Source organism: Halocella sp. SP3-1, assembly GCF_003953885.1.
Lineage (GTDB): Bacteria > Bacillota > Halanaerobiia > Halanaerobiales > DTU029 > Iocasia > Iocasia fonsfrigidae.
The window spans coordinates 1,209,738-1,225,909 of the sequence record NZ_CP032760.1; the positions used below are offsets into that span (position 1 = coordinate 1,209,738).

15 protein-coding genes are annotated in these 16,172 nt (G+C 36.7%); all 15 read left to right on the forward strand.

Annotated features, from left to right (window positions below):
• The first annotated feature begins 12 nt into the window (after positions 1 to 12).
• The 15 genes from hxlB (D7D81_RS05745) (at position 13) to eno (ending at position 16,103) form a co-directional block, all read left to right on the forward strand.
• On the forward strand, positions 13 to 579 hold the full coding sequence (gene hxlB, locus D7D81_RS05745) for a 6-phospho-3-hexuloisomerase (RefSeq protein ID WP_205739348.1): 567 nt from the start codon (positions 13 to 15) through the stop codon (positions 577 to 579).
• 89 nt (positions 580 to 668) lie between these two features.
• Entirely contained in the window at positions 669 to 1,724 is a 1,056-nt protein-coding gene (locus D7D81_RS05750; protein WP_125988153.1) for an autoinducer 2 ABC transporter substrate-binding protein, read from the forward strand.
• A gap of 115 nt (positions 1,725 to 1,839) precedes the next feature.
• Positions 1,840 to 3,321: a sugar ABC transporter ATP-binding protein gene (locus D7D81_RS05755; protein ID WP_125988155.1), complete on the forward strand. Its 1,482-nt coding sequence runs from the start codon at positions 1,840 to 1,842 to the stop codon at positions 3,319 to 3,321.
• Positions 3,322 to 3,343: 22 nt separating this feature from the next.
• Positions 3,344 to 4,393 (forward strand): ABC transporter permease, encoded by a 1,050-nt coding sequence (locus D7D81_RS05760; RefSeq protein WP_205739349.1) that lies wholly within the window; start codon positions 3,344 to 3,346, stop codon positions 4,391 to 4,393.
• Positions 4,368 to 5,366, forward strand: coding sequence for an ABC transporter permease (locus D7D81_RS05765; RefSeq protein ID WP_125988159.1), 999 nt, complete (start codon positions 4,368 to 4,370; stop codon positions 5,364 to 5,366). Before D7D81_RS05760 ends, D7D81_RS05765 begins: the two co-directional genes overlap by 26 nt.
• A 66-nt stretch (positions 5,367 to 5,432) precedes the next feature.
• Positions 5,433 to 6,386 carry a ribokinase gene (locus D7D81_RS05770; RefSeq protein ID WP_125988161.1) on the forward strand — a complete coding sequence of 318 codons (954 nt, stop codon included), beginning with the start codon at positions 5,433 to 5,435 and terminating at the stop codon, positions 6,384 to 6,386.
• Positions 6,383 to 7,054, forward strand: a complete 672-nt coding sequence (rpe, locus tag D7D81_RS05775) for a ribulose-phosphate 3-epimerase (RefSeq protein ID WP_125988163.1) — start codon at positions 6,383 to 6,385, stop codon at positions 7,052 to 7,054. The genes D7D81_RS05770 and rpe overlap by 4 nt, the downstream gene beginning before the upstream one ends.
• A 28-nt stretch (positions 7,055 to 7,082) precedes the next feature.
• Positions 7,083 to 7,715, forward strand: a complete 633-nt coding sequence (gene hxlA / locus D7D81_RS05780) for a 3-hexulose-6-phosphate synthase (protein WP_125988165.1) — start codon at positions 7,083 to 7,085, stop codon at positions 7,713 to 7,715.
• 13 nt (positions 7,716 to 7,728) lie between these two features.
• Positions 7,729 to 8,298 (forward strand): 6-phospho-3-hexuloisomerase, encoded by a 570-nt coding sequence (gene hxlB, locus D7D81_RS05785; protein WP_125988167.1) that lies wholly within the window; start codon positions 7,729 to 7,731, stop codon positions 8,296 to 8,298.
• Between the two features lie 374 nt (positions 8,299 to 8,672).
• Entirely contained in the window at positions 8,673 to 9,704 is a 1,032-nt protein-coding gene (locus D7D81_RS05790) for a sugar-binding transcriptional regulator (protein ID WP_125988169.1), read from the forward strand.
• A 112-nt stretch (positions 9,705 to 9,816) separates the two neighbouring features.
• Positions 9,817 to 10,830 carry a type I glyceraldehyde-3-phosphate dehydrogenase gene (gene gap / locus D7D81_RS05795; RefSeq protein ID WP_125988171.1) on the forward strand — a complete coding sequence of 338 codons (1,014 nt, stop codon included), beginning with the start codon at positions 9,817 to 9,819 and terminating at the stop codon, positions 10,828 to 10,830.
• A gap of 416 nt (positions 10,831 to 11,246) precedes the next feature.
• Positions 11,247 to 12,431: a phosphoglycerate kinase gene (locus D7D81_RS05800; RefSeq protein WP_125988173.1), complete on the forward strand. Its 1,185-nt coding sequence runs from the start codon at positions 11,247 to 11,249 to the stop codon at positions 12,429 to 12,431.
• Positions 12,432 to 12,445: 14 nt separating this feature from the next.
• Positions 12,446 to 13,198: a triose-phosphate isomerase gene (tpiA, locus tag D7D81_RS05805; RefSeq protein WP_125988175.1), complete on the forward strand. Its 753-nt coding sequence runs from the start codon at positions 12,446 to 12,448 to the stop codon at positions 13,196 to 13,198.
• Between the two features lie 27 nt (positions 13,199 to 13,225).
• Entirely contained in the window at positions 13,226 to 14,767 is a 1,542-nt protein-coding gene (gene gpmI, locus D7D81_RS05810; RefSeq protein WP_125988177.1) for a 2,3-bisphosphoglycerate-independent phosphoglycerate mutase, read from the forward strand.
• A gap of 49 nt (positions 14,768 to 14,816) precedes the next feature.
• Positions 14,817 to 16,103 (forward strand): phosphopyruvate hydratase, encoded by a 1,287-nt coding sequence (gene eno, locus D7D81_RS05815; RefSeq protein WP_125988179.1) that lies wholly within the window; start codon positions 14,817 to 14,819, stop codon positions 16,101 to 16,103.
• Positions 16,104 to 16,172: the final 69 nt, after the last annotated feature.

Genomic DNA, 16,172 nt, shown 5'->3' on the forward strand with positions numbered 1-16,172 from the left:
TTGAGGAAGTGAGTGATAATAATTATTTATCCTATATTAAAAGAAATAAATAAAGAACTGCATTCTGTTTTTAAAAAAATTAATGAAGATAGTGTTGAGGAAGTATTATCTTATATATTGAAGGCTCCACAAATGTTTGTTGCAGGTGTAGGACGTTCGGGATATATGATGAGGGCATTTGCAATGCGTTTAATGCATGCTAAGCTTAATGCATTTGTAATTGGTGATACGGAAACCCCTGGCGCTAAAAAAGGTGATTTATTAATCTTAGGTAGCGGGTCTGGAGAAACTGAGAGTTTGAAAGCATATGCCAGTAAAGCAAAAAAATTAGGTCTGAATATTATTACTATTACAAGTTTTCCGGACTCTACTTTAGGTAAGATATCGAATGTTAGATTACATATTCCGGCTCCAACACCAAAATCTAAAAAAACAAGTAAACAGGTATCAATTCAACCAATGGCCAATTTATTTGAACAATCCTTATTAATATTTTCAGATGCTTTGTCTATGAAAGTTATGGAGGCAAAAAACTTGAATTCCAATGAGATGTTTAGTCGACATGCAAACTTGGAATAGTTGTATAGTTTTAAGCCCTTAAGGGGTCATGGACAGTACAAAAGCTGTCATGATATTAAATATATTTCTCTAAAGGAGGAAAAGGTATAATGAAAATGAAGAAACTATTTGTGTTAATGATGGTGTTTGCTATGGTTTTGAGTATTGGGGGAGGAGTACTGGCGGCTGATAGGGACTTATTTGATATATCAAATTATAAGTCAGATAAGGACAAATCAGAATGGACAATTGCTGTAGTTACCAAAGATAATACTGCACCCTGGTTTAAGAGAATGGAGATAGGTGTTAATGAATTTGGAGAAAAAATGAATATTAATGTTATTCAAAAAGGTCCTGCTAATGCAGATGCTGCTTCTCAAGTACAGGTCATTGATGATATGATCAATCAGGGGGTGGATGCTCTTTGTGTAGTACCTATTGATCCGGGTGCTATTGAAGCATCACTGAAAAATGCAATGTTTCAAGGGATTGTAGTAGTAACTCATGAAGCTTCTAATCAGGTAAATACATTGTTTGATGTAGAAGCCTTTACAGCGGATGATTTTGGGGCAGCACTTATGGATGCGCTAGCATCAGAAATGGGTGAAAAAGGGAAGTATGCTATGATGGTTGCTTATACCACCAGTACAACTCACATGGAATATGCTAATGCCCAAAAAACTCGTCAACTAGAGGCTTATCCAGAGATGCAATTGGTTAATGATGGGGCGGTTCCAAGTGCTTTATCTGAAGAGAGTGTAAACACAGCATATGAAAGGGCAAAAGAAATTATTAAAGCAAATCCAGACTTAAGAGGTTTTACAGGTGTTGCATCAACAGATTGCCCTGGAATAGCAATGGCAGTTGAAGAATTAGGACTTGCAGGTCGAGTTAAAATTGTAGGTGTAGGTACACCTAATGAATTTAGACCTTATATTAATGCTGGAACTATTTCAAAAATAAAATTATGGGATCCTAAGGATGCAGGATATGCTATGTGTTCAATTGCTGCAAAAATTCTTTCTGGAGAAGAAGTAGGTGTAGGCTCTGATTTAGGTGTGGAAGGTTATAGGAATGTATCACTTGTAAAAGGTGCCAATCGATGTATAATTGGTCAAGCCGACATAGAAATTACTGCTGACAATATTGATAGATATGATTTCTAACAATAGAGATTATGTAGTTTAAATATAAATAAGGAAATATTGCATATCTTATATATGTTAGCAAATGGGATATTGCAATATTTCTTTATAAAAAAGTATAAAGTTGGAGGTGTGTATGATGAAAAATATTCTTTCAGTAACAAATATAAAAAAATCATTTGGCGGAGTGCATGCCTTAAAGGGTGTAGATCTTCAAATAAAAAAAGGTGAAATACATTGTCTTGCTGGTGAGAATGGAAGTGGAAAATCAACAATTATTAAGATTATTTCAGGATTTTATAAAGCTGATGATGGTGAAATAGAAATTGATGAAGAGTATTATCCTACCATAACACCTGCAGAAGCCATTAATGCTGGAGTACAGGTGATATACCAGGATTTCTCTATTTTCCCAAATTTGAGTGTTGTAGAGAATCTGGCTTTTAATCAAGTTTTGGCTAATAAAAAGAAAATAGTAAATCGTAGAGAATTTAGGAAGATTGCTAAAGAAGCAATTAAAAAAATAAATTTCAAAGTTGATTTAAATGCCCGTGTTGAAACTCTTCCTGTAGCAGATAAACAATTGATTGCTATTTCCAGGGCATTACTTGATAATGCAAAATTAATTATTATGGATGAGCCAACTACAGCCTTAACCAAAAAAGAAATAAACCGCTTGTTTGAAATCATATTAGACTTAAAAAAGAATGGGGTCACTATTCTTTTTATTTCTCATAAATTAGATGAAGTATTTGAAATTTCTGATAGTGTTACTATTCTGAGGAATGGAGAAAATGTTATTTCCTGTCCTGTTACCGAGTTAACAGAAGAAAAGTTTACTTATTTTATGACAGGTCGACATTTTAATAATATTAATAAAAATGAACAAAAAAATATTGGAGAAATAGTTCTTGAAGCTAAAAATATTTCAGCACCTGGTTTTAATGATGTTAGTTTTCAATTGCATTCCGGGGAAATTCTAGGTATAACGGGTCAATTAGGTTCCGGACGTGTAGAACTATCCTCTGTACTTTTTGGATTGTTAAAGTCTACAACAGGTAAAATTATTTTAAATAATAGAGAGGTAAATATATCTTCTGTTTCTGATGCAATAAATCTTGGTATTGCAATGGTGCCAGAAGATCGATTAACTGAAGGTTTATTTTTGCCGCAGTCAATTATAAAAAATATTACTGTTACAAGACTAGATGATTTAGCTGGTAGATTTGCTAGTTTGAATCATAATGAAATAAGTAGAGAGTCTTCGAGCTGGGTTGAAGAAATTGGGGTAGTAACTAATGACCATGAACTCCCAGTCCAAACGTTATCTGGTGGGAATCAGCAAAAGGTTGTTTTAGCACGCTGGCTTTCTAATAGTCCAAAGGTATTAATTCTGAATGGTCCTACAGTAGGTGTAGATATTGGTGCGAAATATGATATCCATAAGTTATTGCGCAGTCTAGCTAGTGAAGGTATGGCGATTATGGTAGTATCAGATGATATAAAAGAAGTTGTTAATACATGTGACCGTGCTATTATAATGCAAAAGGGAAGAGTGACAGCCGAGTTAGATGGAGAGGACTTAAACGTACAGGCACTTGCGGAAGCAGCAATTTAAATTATAGAGGAGTGTGAATGTAGTGAAACGATTAGATATAGGTATAAAAATACCAAAACAGGTTGAATTTTATGTCTTTATTATTATAATTGTTTTATCAGTTATAATACAGGCTAAATCAGGTTTGTTTTTTACAAATAATAATATTATGGATTTATTACGTTCAATGATTGTACCTTCTATATATGCAATATGTGCCTTGCTTTCATTTGTCAGTACAGGTGGGCCAGATGTTTCTTTTCCTTTAATTGCTGCCTTAAGCAGTCATTTGGCTACTACAATAACTATTAATATTGGTTATGATGGTTCGATTATTTGTGTTTTTCTTATTGCAGTTTTCTTTGGCTTATTAATGGGTGCTCTTAATGGGTGGATTATCGTTAAATATAAGTTTCCGACTTTAATTGTCACTCTAGGGACCTCGTCTATTTTTAGTGGTCTTTTATTGGGTGCTTTTGGGGCGGAGCGTATTGCGTTGCCGGGAGTTATGATGAGGTTTGCAAGGGCATCTTTATTGACTGTTAGAAATGCAGAAACTGGATTGAGTTCAAGTTTACCATTTACATTTTTAATTCTAGTATTTTTATATATTGTTATATATCTAGTATTAAATTTTACAATGGTCGGCAGAGGGGTTTACGCAGTTGGTGGTGATGAAATATCTGCTCAACGAGCAGGCTTTGCTGTGAATAAGATTATTTTTGGTGTGCTTGCTGTTAATGGAGCTGTTGCTGCAATAGCAGGAGTTTGTTATACAGTTATGTCAAGGCGATATTTACCTACAGAATTTGCAGGTACAGAAATGACTGTTATTGCTGCTGTGATACTTGGTGGAGTTCGTTTGACTGGCGGTGTTGGGACCTTAAGAGGTTGTGTTTTAGGAACATTGCTTCTTACTATTGTATCAAATAGTTTAATTTTGATAGGAGTTTCTGTTTATTGGCAAAAGGTATTTGTTGGGGGTATTATTATTATAGGTACAGCAATTTCAGCTATACAAAGTAGAAGAGCAGCAAAGTTGTCACAGGAGAGGGAGGCGGATAATTATGCAGTTAGAAAAGAAATTACTTAAAAAGATAGAGGGAAATACACAGAGATTATTTGTTACATTAATTTTCCTTTTATTAATCGCTAGTGTAACAAAACCTGATAACTTTTTAAAATTAGGCAATTTCCAATCAATATTAAAACAGATGACTGAATATGGGTTAATGTCTTTAGGTGTTGGTATATGTATGATTTCTGGAGGAATCGATCTTTCTACAGTATATATTGCTAATTTAAGTGGTATTACTGCAGGACTAATGATGCAAAAGCTAATTCCTGCTGCTACAGATTCTGGTCAGTTTGAATATATACTTTTGGCGATATTAGTATCTCTTTTATTGGGAGCAGTCTGTGGTTTATTTAATGGATTTCTTATATCTTATTTGCATATCCCAGCTATGTTAGCTACCCTTGGTTCATATTTATTATTTATGGGTATTGGTATTGTTGTATCTGGTGGAAGCACTGTTAGCGGTGTTCCTAAAATATATACTAAATTAGGTAATGGCTTAGTTTTTAATCTAATTCCCATCCCTTTTGCTATATTTCTTATTGTTGTTATAGTATTGACTTTCATAATGAGCAAAACAAAATTTGGTATCCGAGTTCATCTACTTGGTACTAACGAAAAAGCAGCTAAATTTGCGGGAATTAGAAATAAATTGATAATATTAAAGACATATATGATTTCAGGGATTATTTCTGCAATAGCGGGACTAATCAGTTTAGCAAGATTAAATTCGGCCAAGGCAAATTTTGGAAGCAGCTATACAATGCAGACGATACTAATTGTTGTACTTGGCGGCGTTAATCCAGATGGTGGATTTGGTAATATTCCTGGTATAGCAGTTGCTGTAATAATATTACAAATGCTGTCTTCGTATTTAAACATGTTTCCTAATATAAGTAATTACTATAGGGATCTTATCTGGGGGATTGCTCTTATTGCAGTATTAATTATAAACTTTACAATTAATAAACAAAAAAATAAAAGATGAATTAATTTGATTTCAGGATATTTAGATGTCAGTTATATATAACATAAAAATGGAGGAGAGTTATTTATGAGCAAACCCAATATTTTGGTGGTTGGTAGTATAAATATGGATTTAATGATTTATGGAGTGCCTAAAATTCCTAAATATGGCGAAACAGTTTTTTGTGATAATTATTCCTATGTTCCAGGAGGGAAAGGAGCTAATCAGGCATTAGCAGTAGCACTACAAGGGGCAAATTCAACAATGGTTGGAAGAGTTGGAAATGATGAAAATGGCCATATAATTAAACGAGAGCTTGAAAATTCTGGTGTTAATACAGATTATATTATTGTGGATAAGAAAACACAGACTGGGCTTGATCCTATTCTTGTTAATAATACAGGGAAATATGTTTCATATGTAGTATTAGGAGGTAATAACTGTTTACAACCTGTAGATGTTGAAAATGCGTTAAAAGATAATGAATATGATATGCTTATTATGCAACTGGAAATGCCCCTGGAAATGGTGTATAAAACCTATGAGCTAGCAACTAAAAGGAATATTCCTGTATTTCTTGATGCTGGTCCAGCTACGACTATTTCGTTTGAACGCTTAAAGGGAATATATATAATATCACCAAATGAAGCAGAAACCGAGGCTTTAACGGGCATTACTATTGATACAGAGAAACGTGCAAGGAAAGCTGCAAGATTGTTGTATGAAGAAATACAAGCGGTCTATGTTATTTTAAAGATGGGAAGTAGGGGTGTATTATTATATGATGGAAAGGAAGCCAAAATGATTCCTGCTTTTAAAATAAATGCTATTGATTCAACAGGAGCTGGAGATACATTTGGTGCAACCCTTGCTGTACAGTTGTGTAAAGGGGTAGAGATTAACAAGGCAATTGTTATTTCTCAAGCTGCAGCAGGAATTTGTGTATCACGAAAAGGTGCACAACCGTCAATTCCATCAGAAAAAGAGGTTAACGACTATTTACAAAAGCATAATCCTGATTTTGAAAGGAGTATATTATGAAAAGTAAAATATCCCCATCTATGATGTGTACGGATTTAATGAATGTTGAAGAAGAAATTAGTGTATTGGAAGAAGTGGGGGTGGATTATTTACATATTGATATTATGGATAATCATTTTGTACCTAATATTACTTTAAGTACTGATTTTATTAATGCAGTTAGAAATAAGACAAGTGTACCTCTCGATATTCATCTTATGATTAATAATCCAGAAAAGACTTTTCATCTTTATAAGGGCTGTAATAAACAAGATATTATTTGTATTCATTATGAAGCTACTAAGCATGTGCAAAGAACATTAGTAATGATTAAAAAATTAGGTGCTCGGGCTGGAATTGCTTTAAATCCTGGGACACCAATATGCATGATAGAAGATTTACTATCAGATATAGATATAGTGCTGGTTATGACTGTAAATCCAGGGTTTGCGGGTCAGAAAGTAATTCCATCTACACTAGATAAAATTGAGCGTCTGCGCAAATTGCTGGATCAAGCTGGTTATACTGATATAGAAATAGAGGTAGATGGAAATGTAAGTTTTGAAAATGCAAAAATAATGCGTGAAAAGGGTGCAAATATATTTGTGGGTGGAACATCTAGTATTTTTAATAAGGATGCATCTATTTCAGATAATTGTAAGCGGCTTAAAAAAATAGTTGGGTACTAAAGGGAGAAAATGAAGTGGAGGGATAGCTTTGAAATTGCAGATTGCTTTAGATACAGTAAGTATGCAACAGGCAGTTAATATTATTAAAAAAGTACATAAATATATAGACATTGTAGAAGTTGGGACTCCCATGATTATTGATTTTGGCATGGAGGCAGTAAAAATAATTAAAAAAACATTTCCAGATATTTTAGTACTTGCAGATACCAAAATTATGGATGCAGGGGAATATGAGGCTAAAATGGTTTTTGAGGCAAAAGCAGACATAGTAACAGTTATGGGGATTACACATGTTGAAACAATTTTAGGTGTGGTTAAAGCAGCAAGTGAGGTAAATAAGATGGTCTTGGCAGATATGATGTGTGTGAAAAACCTGGAAGAAAGAGCAAAAAGGCTAGTTGAAATTGGTGTAGATTATATATGTGTCCATACTGCAGTAGATGTGCAGGCAACAGAAAATCCCTACGATGAATTAGCTAGAATTCAAAAAACAGTTGGTTCTAAACGTTGTGCTATTGCTGGAGGAATTACTATTGATTCTATAAACAAAGTAGTTGATTATAAACCAGAGATAGTTATAGTCGGTGGTGGAATTACAGGTCAAAAGAATAAGAAAGAAGTAGCAGCAACATTTAGACAAAAACTAGATATTTATGTATAGGGGAGGTCGGAGTATGGTCAATATAGATACATATTTAAAAAATTGTGATATTATATTGCGTGAATGTAATCTGGCTTTACATGGGGTTAACTCAAAATCAGTACTACAGTATATAGATATGCTTTTGGAGGCTGATAAGGTATTTTTTGTTGGTGTAGGAAGAGTCCTTCTATCTTTAGAAGCTATTGCTAAAAGATATGCTCATTTAGGAATTAATATGTTTATTGTAGGGCAAATAACAGAACCGGCTATTACCGAAAAAGATATACTTGTAGTTGGTTCTGGGAGTGGTGAAACATTTTTTCCGGTAGGGATTGCTAGAAAAGCAAAAAATTATGGAGCAAAAATTGTTCATATTGGAAGTAATCCAAAAAGTAGTTTGAAGGAATTTACTGATCTATTTATTAGAATTCCTGTATATAGTAAAATTAATAGGGCAGATGAGGTTTCATCAAATCAACCGATGACTTCACTTTTTGAGCAGTCACTTCTTTTATTTGGAGATGTAACGGCTATGATGATTATTGAAGAGAAGGAGATAGAACTGGATAAGCTCTGGAATTATCATGCTAATTTAGAATAAAAAATAGTTTTTATAAAAAATCATTAACCATTATATTGTATAGTGGTTAATGTTAATTTAATATACCCTTATTGAACTTACTGAAAAAGCAATAAAGGAATATAACTTGGTTCAAAGTTTGCTGTCTCTTCTTTTTTTAAAGTTGAAAAATGACAGTTTTTAATAATAATATACTTAAAAAGAAGAAGGATGGCAAGAAATAGGTAGAAAAAAACATAAAATACTTATAATTAAAAAAAGGAGTTTTAATTATAATCTAGAATATATAATATTGAATAGAAGAGGATATAAAGTAATAGTTATATTTTTTGTGATTATTGGGACACTTTTGTTCCATTGGGACAATATCGTTCCCGCCAGGGAGTGTTATTAATATGCAGTATTTGTTTAGAGTCCAGGAAAAAATAGTGCCTGAATTAATATCTGTTGCTGAAGACCGGTATACTATATTAAGAAATATATATTATAAGCAGCCTATTGGCAGACGGTCACTGGCAGAGAAGAGTCTAATGAGTGAAAGAGCTGTCAGGAAACAGCTTGAATTTCTCCAGCGCAAGGGTTTAATTAGTGTTTCCAGGGCTGGTGCAGTTATTACAGAGCGGGGCACAGATTTTCTGAAGGAACTGGATAAGTATATTAAGGAAGTAAAGGGTATTAAAATATTAGAGGAGAATTTAAAGGACTGTCTCGGATTGAAAGAAGTGCTTATTGTACCCGGTAATCTAGAGCATTCGACTATTAAACAGGAGATAGGCCGATTCACAGCACAGCTGGTTAAGAATATGCTTAAAGATGGTGATATACTGGTTGTGACAGGTGGCTCTACCCTGGCTCAGGTTGCCCGTTCAATGAGATTTAATGATAAATCCATGAATGTTAAGGTGGTTCCCGGCAGGGGCGGTCTGGGGGAAGAGGTTGAAATCCAGGCCAATACTATTGCCTCTACTATTGCCAAAAAAATTGGTGGTAGTTATAAGCTTCTGCATATACCTGATAGTATTAAAGAGGAAAATGTTGATAGGATCCTGGCTGAGCCGTCTATTCAACGTATTTTGGAGATTCTTAAAAAAGCCAATATTCTCTTACATGGTGTTGGGAGTGCAGAAGAGATGGCCTGTCGCCGTGATATGTCTCCCGGGCAGGTCAAGGAGTTATTATTGAATGGGGCTGTTGGTGAGGCACTGGGGTATTATTTTAATGAAAAGGGAGAAATTGTTTATATAACTACGAGTGTTGGTCTTCATCTTGAAGATTTACAGCAGATAGATAAAGTTATTGTTGTTGCTGGTGATCCGGCCAAAGCCAGGGCCATAATTTCAGTTGTGTCACCTAAATTCCATGATTTATTAATAACTGATGAATTAACTGCTAAAGAGATTTTAAAATTAAAGGGAGGTGATGTGTAGGCAAATAATATACATAATCAGGGTAATACTAATTCCTATAAATATCAATTTCAGGGCGGAATATGCCCACAGGGTATTACAAAATTTAATTTAAACAGGAGGAAGATAATTTATGACTGTAAAAATTGCAATTAATGGTTTTGGTGCTATTGGACGTAGGGCATTCAGGGGATATTATCAAAACCCTGATGTAGAATTTGTGGCTTTTAATGATTTGACAGACCCGGAGGTACTGGCATATTTATTAAAATATGACTCTAACTTTGGTGTTTTTGAGGCTAATGTTGATTTTACAGATGATAGTGTAATTGTAGATGGTAAAGAGATTAAAGTATATGCTGAGAAAGACCCTGCAAATCTCTCGTGGGGTGACCTTGATGTTGATATAGTGATTGAATCAACAGGGTTTTTTACTAATGCTGATGATGCTAAGAAACATTTAGATGCTGGTGCGAAAAAGGTATTAATTTCTGCCCCTGCTACTAATGAAGATATTACAATAGTAATGGGTGTAAATGAGGGCGAATATAATCCTGCAGAACATGATGTAATATCTATGGCTTCCTGCACCACAAATTGTTTAGCCCCGGTTGCTAAGGTATTAAATGACAAGTTTGGTATAGAAAAGGGGTTAATGACTACTATTCACTCCTATACAGGGGCACAGCGTATTCTGGATGCACCTGGTCCTATGAAAAAGATTACCCGGGCTAGAGCAGCTGCTATCAATATGGTCCCAACAACTACTGGAGCAGCTAAGGCTGTTGCCCTGGTACTGCCTGAGTTAGAAGGAAAGTTCCATGGTATGGCTGTCAGGGTTCCTACCCCAACAGGTTCTTTAGTTGATTTAACTGTTAATGTTGAGAAAGATGCTACCGAAGAGGAAGTTAATGCAGCTATGAAAGCCGCTGCTGAAGGGCCTATGAGTGGAGTGCTACAATATAATGAAGACCCTATTGTTTCCATGGATATCAAAGGTAATGCTCACACCTCAATCTTTGATGCTAACTATACCAGTGTAATGGATGGTAATATGATTAAGGTATTATCCTGGTATGACAATGAGTGGGGCTATTCTCAGAAAATTGTAGAGACAGCTATCTATATTGCCAGTAAAGGGCTGTAATATGAATTAGGGGGTCACCGGTAACTAATTGTTGCCGGTGCTCTTCATGTCTGTTGTGAAAATTGTTATTTTCAGATTGTGGATAACTTTGGAGGCCGACAAATATATTTACTTCCCTTGTCGTATACCGCAGGCACTCCGCATCTAAGCAGAGCGTACAAGAAAATTAATGTTGCACTACGTCGTCCTGCCTTCGTTTACTGTCGAGAAATTGTCTTTCGGCGTCCATGCCTTCAGACAATTTCTAGAGTCGTCCAGTAAATATATTGGTCTGATTTATGATAAGTGGTTAACTTTGAGTAAAAAGTGGTTCTAAGAAAATACTAGTGATTGTTGATTAAGTCTGGGTGGTCGTTAGGCCAATTTATTCTGGGATTTACATAATGAATAATTAATTTCATATGGAGGTGTTAATAATGAAAAAGACTCTTAAAGATGTTAATTTCAAAGGTAAGAAGACACTTGTCAGGGTGGATTTTAATGTACCACTTGAAGATGGTAAGATAACTGATGATACAAGGATAGAGGCTGCTTTACCTACTATTAAGTATTTGATCGAGGAGGGTGCCCGTGTTATCTTGATGTCCCATCTTGGGCGTCCGAAGGGTAAGGCTGTTGATTCTCTCCGGCTGGATCCTGTTGCTAAAAGACTTGCTGATATTTTAGGCCAGGAAGTTAGTAAAGTGGATGATTGTGTAGGTGATGAGGTTAAAAAAGCAGTGGATACTCTGCAGGATGGTGATGTTCTTCTGCTGGAGAACACCCGCTTTCATGTTGAAGAGAAAGCCAATGACCCTGAATTTGCTAAAGAACTGGCCAGTGTTGCTGATATATTTGTAAGTGATGCCTTTGGTGCAGCACACAGGGCACATGCCTCAACAGTTGGTGTAACAGAATATATTCCATCAGTAGCGGGTTTTCTAATGCAGAGGGAGTTAAATGCTCTGGGTGATGTTATGCAAAATCCGGAGAGTCCTTTTGTGGCCATTATGGGTGGTGCCAAGGTATCTGACAAGATTGGTGTTATACGAAATCTAATGAAAAAAGTTGATTATTTACTGGTTGGTGGGGGTATTGCTAATACTTTCCTTAGGGCCAGTGGTTATGAAACAGGTAAATCCCTGGTTGAAGAGGATAAACTTGATTTAGCTAAAGACCTACTTAAAGAAGCAGAAGAGAAAAGTGTTGAGATTGTTTTACCTATAGATGTTATAGTGGCTGATAAATTTGACAAAAATGCTGATAGTAAGGTTGTAGCTGTGGATGAGATTCCTGCAGACTGGCAGTCACTGGATAGTGGTGGACCAGAGACTATTGCTAAATATACTGAGATTATTAAGAATTCCAGGACGGTTATCTGGAATGGTCCTCTGGGTGTTTTTGAGTTTGATAAGTTTGCTAAAGGTACCAATGCTATTGCTCAAGCACTGGCAGATTCTAACGCTAAAACAATTATTGGGGGAGGAGACTCCGCTGCAGCCATCAAAAAGGCAGGCCTGGAAGATAAGATGACCCATATCTCAACAGGTGGTGGGGCTTCCCTGATGTTCTTTGAAGGTAAGCCCTTACCTGGTGTTGAAGCCCTTGATGATGTAGAATAATGAGGAGGAATATAATGCGCAAACCTTTTATTGCTGGAAACTGGAAAATGAATAAAACAGCAAGTGAAGCAGTAGAGTTGGTTGTTGAACTCAAAGATAAGGTAGCTGGCATCTCTGATGTTGAGATAGCTGTCTGCACACCTGCTGTAGATTTGGTAAGTGTTCAGGGGGTTATTAAAGATAGTAATATTGCACTTGGTGCCCAAAATATGTACTGGGAAGAGAGTGGTGCTTTTACAGGTGAGATATCAGGCCCGATGTTAACTGAGCTAGGGGTTAGTTATGTAATAATTGGCCACTCTGAACGCAGGGAGTATTTTGGGGAAACTGATGAAGATGTTAACCGTAAGGCTAAGGCTGCCTTTAAATATGGTTTAAAACCGATTATTTGTGTTGGTGAAACCCTGGAAGAGAGAGAGGCAGGGAAGACTGAGGATAAAGTAAGTGGTCAGATTAAGGCTGACCTGGCTGGTTTAAGTAATGAACAGGTAGCGGAATTGGTAATAGCCTATGAACCAATCTGGGCTATTGGGACCGGCAAGACCGCTACTTCCGAAGAGGCTAATAGTGTTATTAAATATATTAGAGACCTTGTTCGTGAAGGGTTTGGAGATACTGCTGATAAGGTTAGGATCCAATATGGCGGTAGTGTTAAACCCCATAATGTTGAAGAATTAATGGCACAGAAAGAGATAGATGGCGCACTTGTTGGTGGAGCCAGTCTTGATGCTGAATCCTTTACCAGTATTGTTAAAGGAGCACTATAAGAAGACTATAAGAAAGGGGTGAGCAAAATGGCTCGTCCAAAACCACTGGCTCTGTTCATCTTAGATGGATTTGGCTTAAGAGATAATGAAGAAGGAAATGCAGTTAAGGGTGCCAGGACACCGAATCTTGATAAAATAATGCAGGAAAATCCGATGACAACTATGAGGGCTTCAGGTGAAGCAGTTGGTCTACCTGAAGGTCAGATGGGTAATTCAGAAGTAGGTCACCTCAATCTGGGTGCAGGCAGAATTGTCTATCAGGACTATACCCGCATTAATAAAGCAATAGATGATGGTTCTATTTTGACTAATGAGGTATTAGATACTGTCCTGGGGCAGGTTAAGGCTGATAATAAAGCCTTACACCTGATGGGTCTGCTCTCCGATGGTGGTGTTCACAGTCATAATAGACACCTTTATGGACTGTTAGAGATGGCTAAAGAGAAGGGCCTGGATAAGGTGTTTATTCATGCTTTTATGGATGGTAGGGATACACCTCCTAAAAGTGGTAAGACCTATCTTGAGGAACTGGAAGAGAAGATAAAGGAAATAGGTGTAGGCAGAATTGCTACAGTTAGTGGGCGTTACTATGCTATGGATAGGGATAACCGTTGGGAAAGAATTAAAAAGGCCTATGATGCCATGGTCCTGGGGGAAGGTAATCACGCAGAAAAGGCTGTTACTGCTATGGAAGAATCATATAAAGATGGTGTTAATGATGAATTTGTTATACCAGTAGTTATTGAAGATGATGATCAGATTACTGCTACTATTCAGGAAGGTGATGCTGTCATATTTTTCAACTTCAGGGCTGATCGAGCTAGACAGATTACCCGGGCTCTGGCCCTGAAAGATTTTGAAGGCTTTAGCAGGCCGGCTGAACACCCTGCTGATATTAATTTTATCTGTATGACCGAATATGATGAGGAGTTTGATCTCCCGATTGCTTTTCCGCCAATTAGTATAAAAAACGGGTTTGGGGAGATATTAAGCAAGAATGGTATTAAACAGTTAAGGATAGCAGAGACAGAAAAGTATGCCCATGTTACCTTCTTTTTTAATGGTGGTATTGAGAAGAAATATCCTGGTGAAGACAGAGAATTGATCCCTTCACCAAAGGTGGCTACCTATGACCTCCAGCCGGAGATGAGTGCCTATGAGGTTACTGAGAGACTTTTGGCCAAGATTGCAGAAGATAAGTATGAGGTGATTATCCTTAATTTCGCTAATTGTGATATGGTTGGTCATACCGGTATTTTTGAGGCTGCTGTTAAGGCAGTAGAGGTGGTTGATGAATGTCTGGGCAAACTGGTTCCAGCTATCACTGATAAGGGTGGACAGATATTATTAACAGCTGATCATGGTAATAGTGAAAAGATGGTTGATGATGATGGAGAACCATTTACTGCACATACCACTAGTCCTGTTCCATTGGTATACATAAATGCCCCTGGTGGGGTTAGCTTAAAGCCAGGTAAACTGGCTGATATTGCACCAACAATGTTGACTATCCTGGGGATTGACCTTCCAGCAGAGATGACTGGTGAGGTTTTATTGAACAGAGAGTAAATTATAATGAATTTTATATATTGAAAACTATAATATGGAGGGATAGAAGATGGTTGATACTACAATTATTGATGTTTTTGCAAGAGAGATAATGGACTCAAGGGGTAACCCAACTGTAGAGGTTGAAGTTATTCTTGGTGATGGTTCTATGGGCAGAGCAGCTGTTCCATCTGGAGCTTCAACTGGTGCCTATGAGGCAGTAGAGCTGAGAGATGGTGGAGACCGCTATATGGGCAAGGGTGTCCTACAGGCTGTTGAAAATGTGAATGAAGTTATTGCTGAGGAACTTATTGGTTATGATGCTACAGACCAGGTGGCTATTGATAAGATGATGATTGAGCTTGATGGTACAAAAAACAAAGGCAAATTAGGGGCTAATGCGATACTTGGTGTATCACTGGCAGTTGCTAAAGCAGCAGCCGCTGCTTTAGATAGTTATCTGTTTAAATACCTGGGTGGGGTAAATGCCAAAACCTTACCAGTTCCCATGATGAATATTTTAAATGGTGGAGAACATGCTGATAATAATGTAGATATTCAGGAATTTATGATTATGCCTGTTGGGGCTACCAGTTTTGCTGAGGCTCTGAGGATGTGTGCTGAGGTTTATCATAATCTTAAAAAGGTACTTCAGGAGAGAGATTTAAGTACAGGTGTTGGTGATGAAGGTGGATTTGCACCTAACCTGGCTTCTAATGAAGAGGCAATTCAGGTTATTATAGATGCAGTTAAAAAGGCAGGCTATGAACCAGGTGATGATATTATGCTGGCTCTTGATGTTGCTTCTACTGAGCTTTACAAAGACGGTAAATATATCCTTGAGGGTGAAGGCCGTGAAATGACTGCTGATGACATGGTTAATTTCTATGAAGAAATTGTGGATAAATATCCAATTATTTCAATAGAAGATGGTCTGGCAGAAGATGACTGGGACGGCTGGAAGACAATGACCGATAAACTTGGTGATAAGGTACAGCTGGTTGGTGATGATTTCTTTGTAACTAATACTGAAAGACTGGCCAGGGGTATTGAGGAAGGTAGTTCTAACTCTATCCTTATCAAAGTAAATCAGATTGGTTCTTTAACTGAAACAATAGAGGCTATTGAAATGGCCAAACAGGCTGGTTATACAGCAGTTGTTTCACACCGTTCTGGTGAAACAGAGGATGTTACAATATCTGACCTGGTTGTGGCTATGAATGCCGGACAGATTAAGACCGGTGCCCCTGCAAGGTCAGAAAGGGTTGCTAAATATAATCAATTGTTACGCATTGAAGAGGCCCTTGGTGAAGCCGCTCAGTATGCAGGTAAGGATGCTTTCTACAACTTGAAATAAAACATTGTATTAATTGATGAAGAAAGATAATATCCCTTAGGTGTTACTAACACCTAAGGGATATTTGTT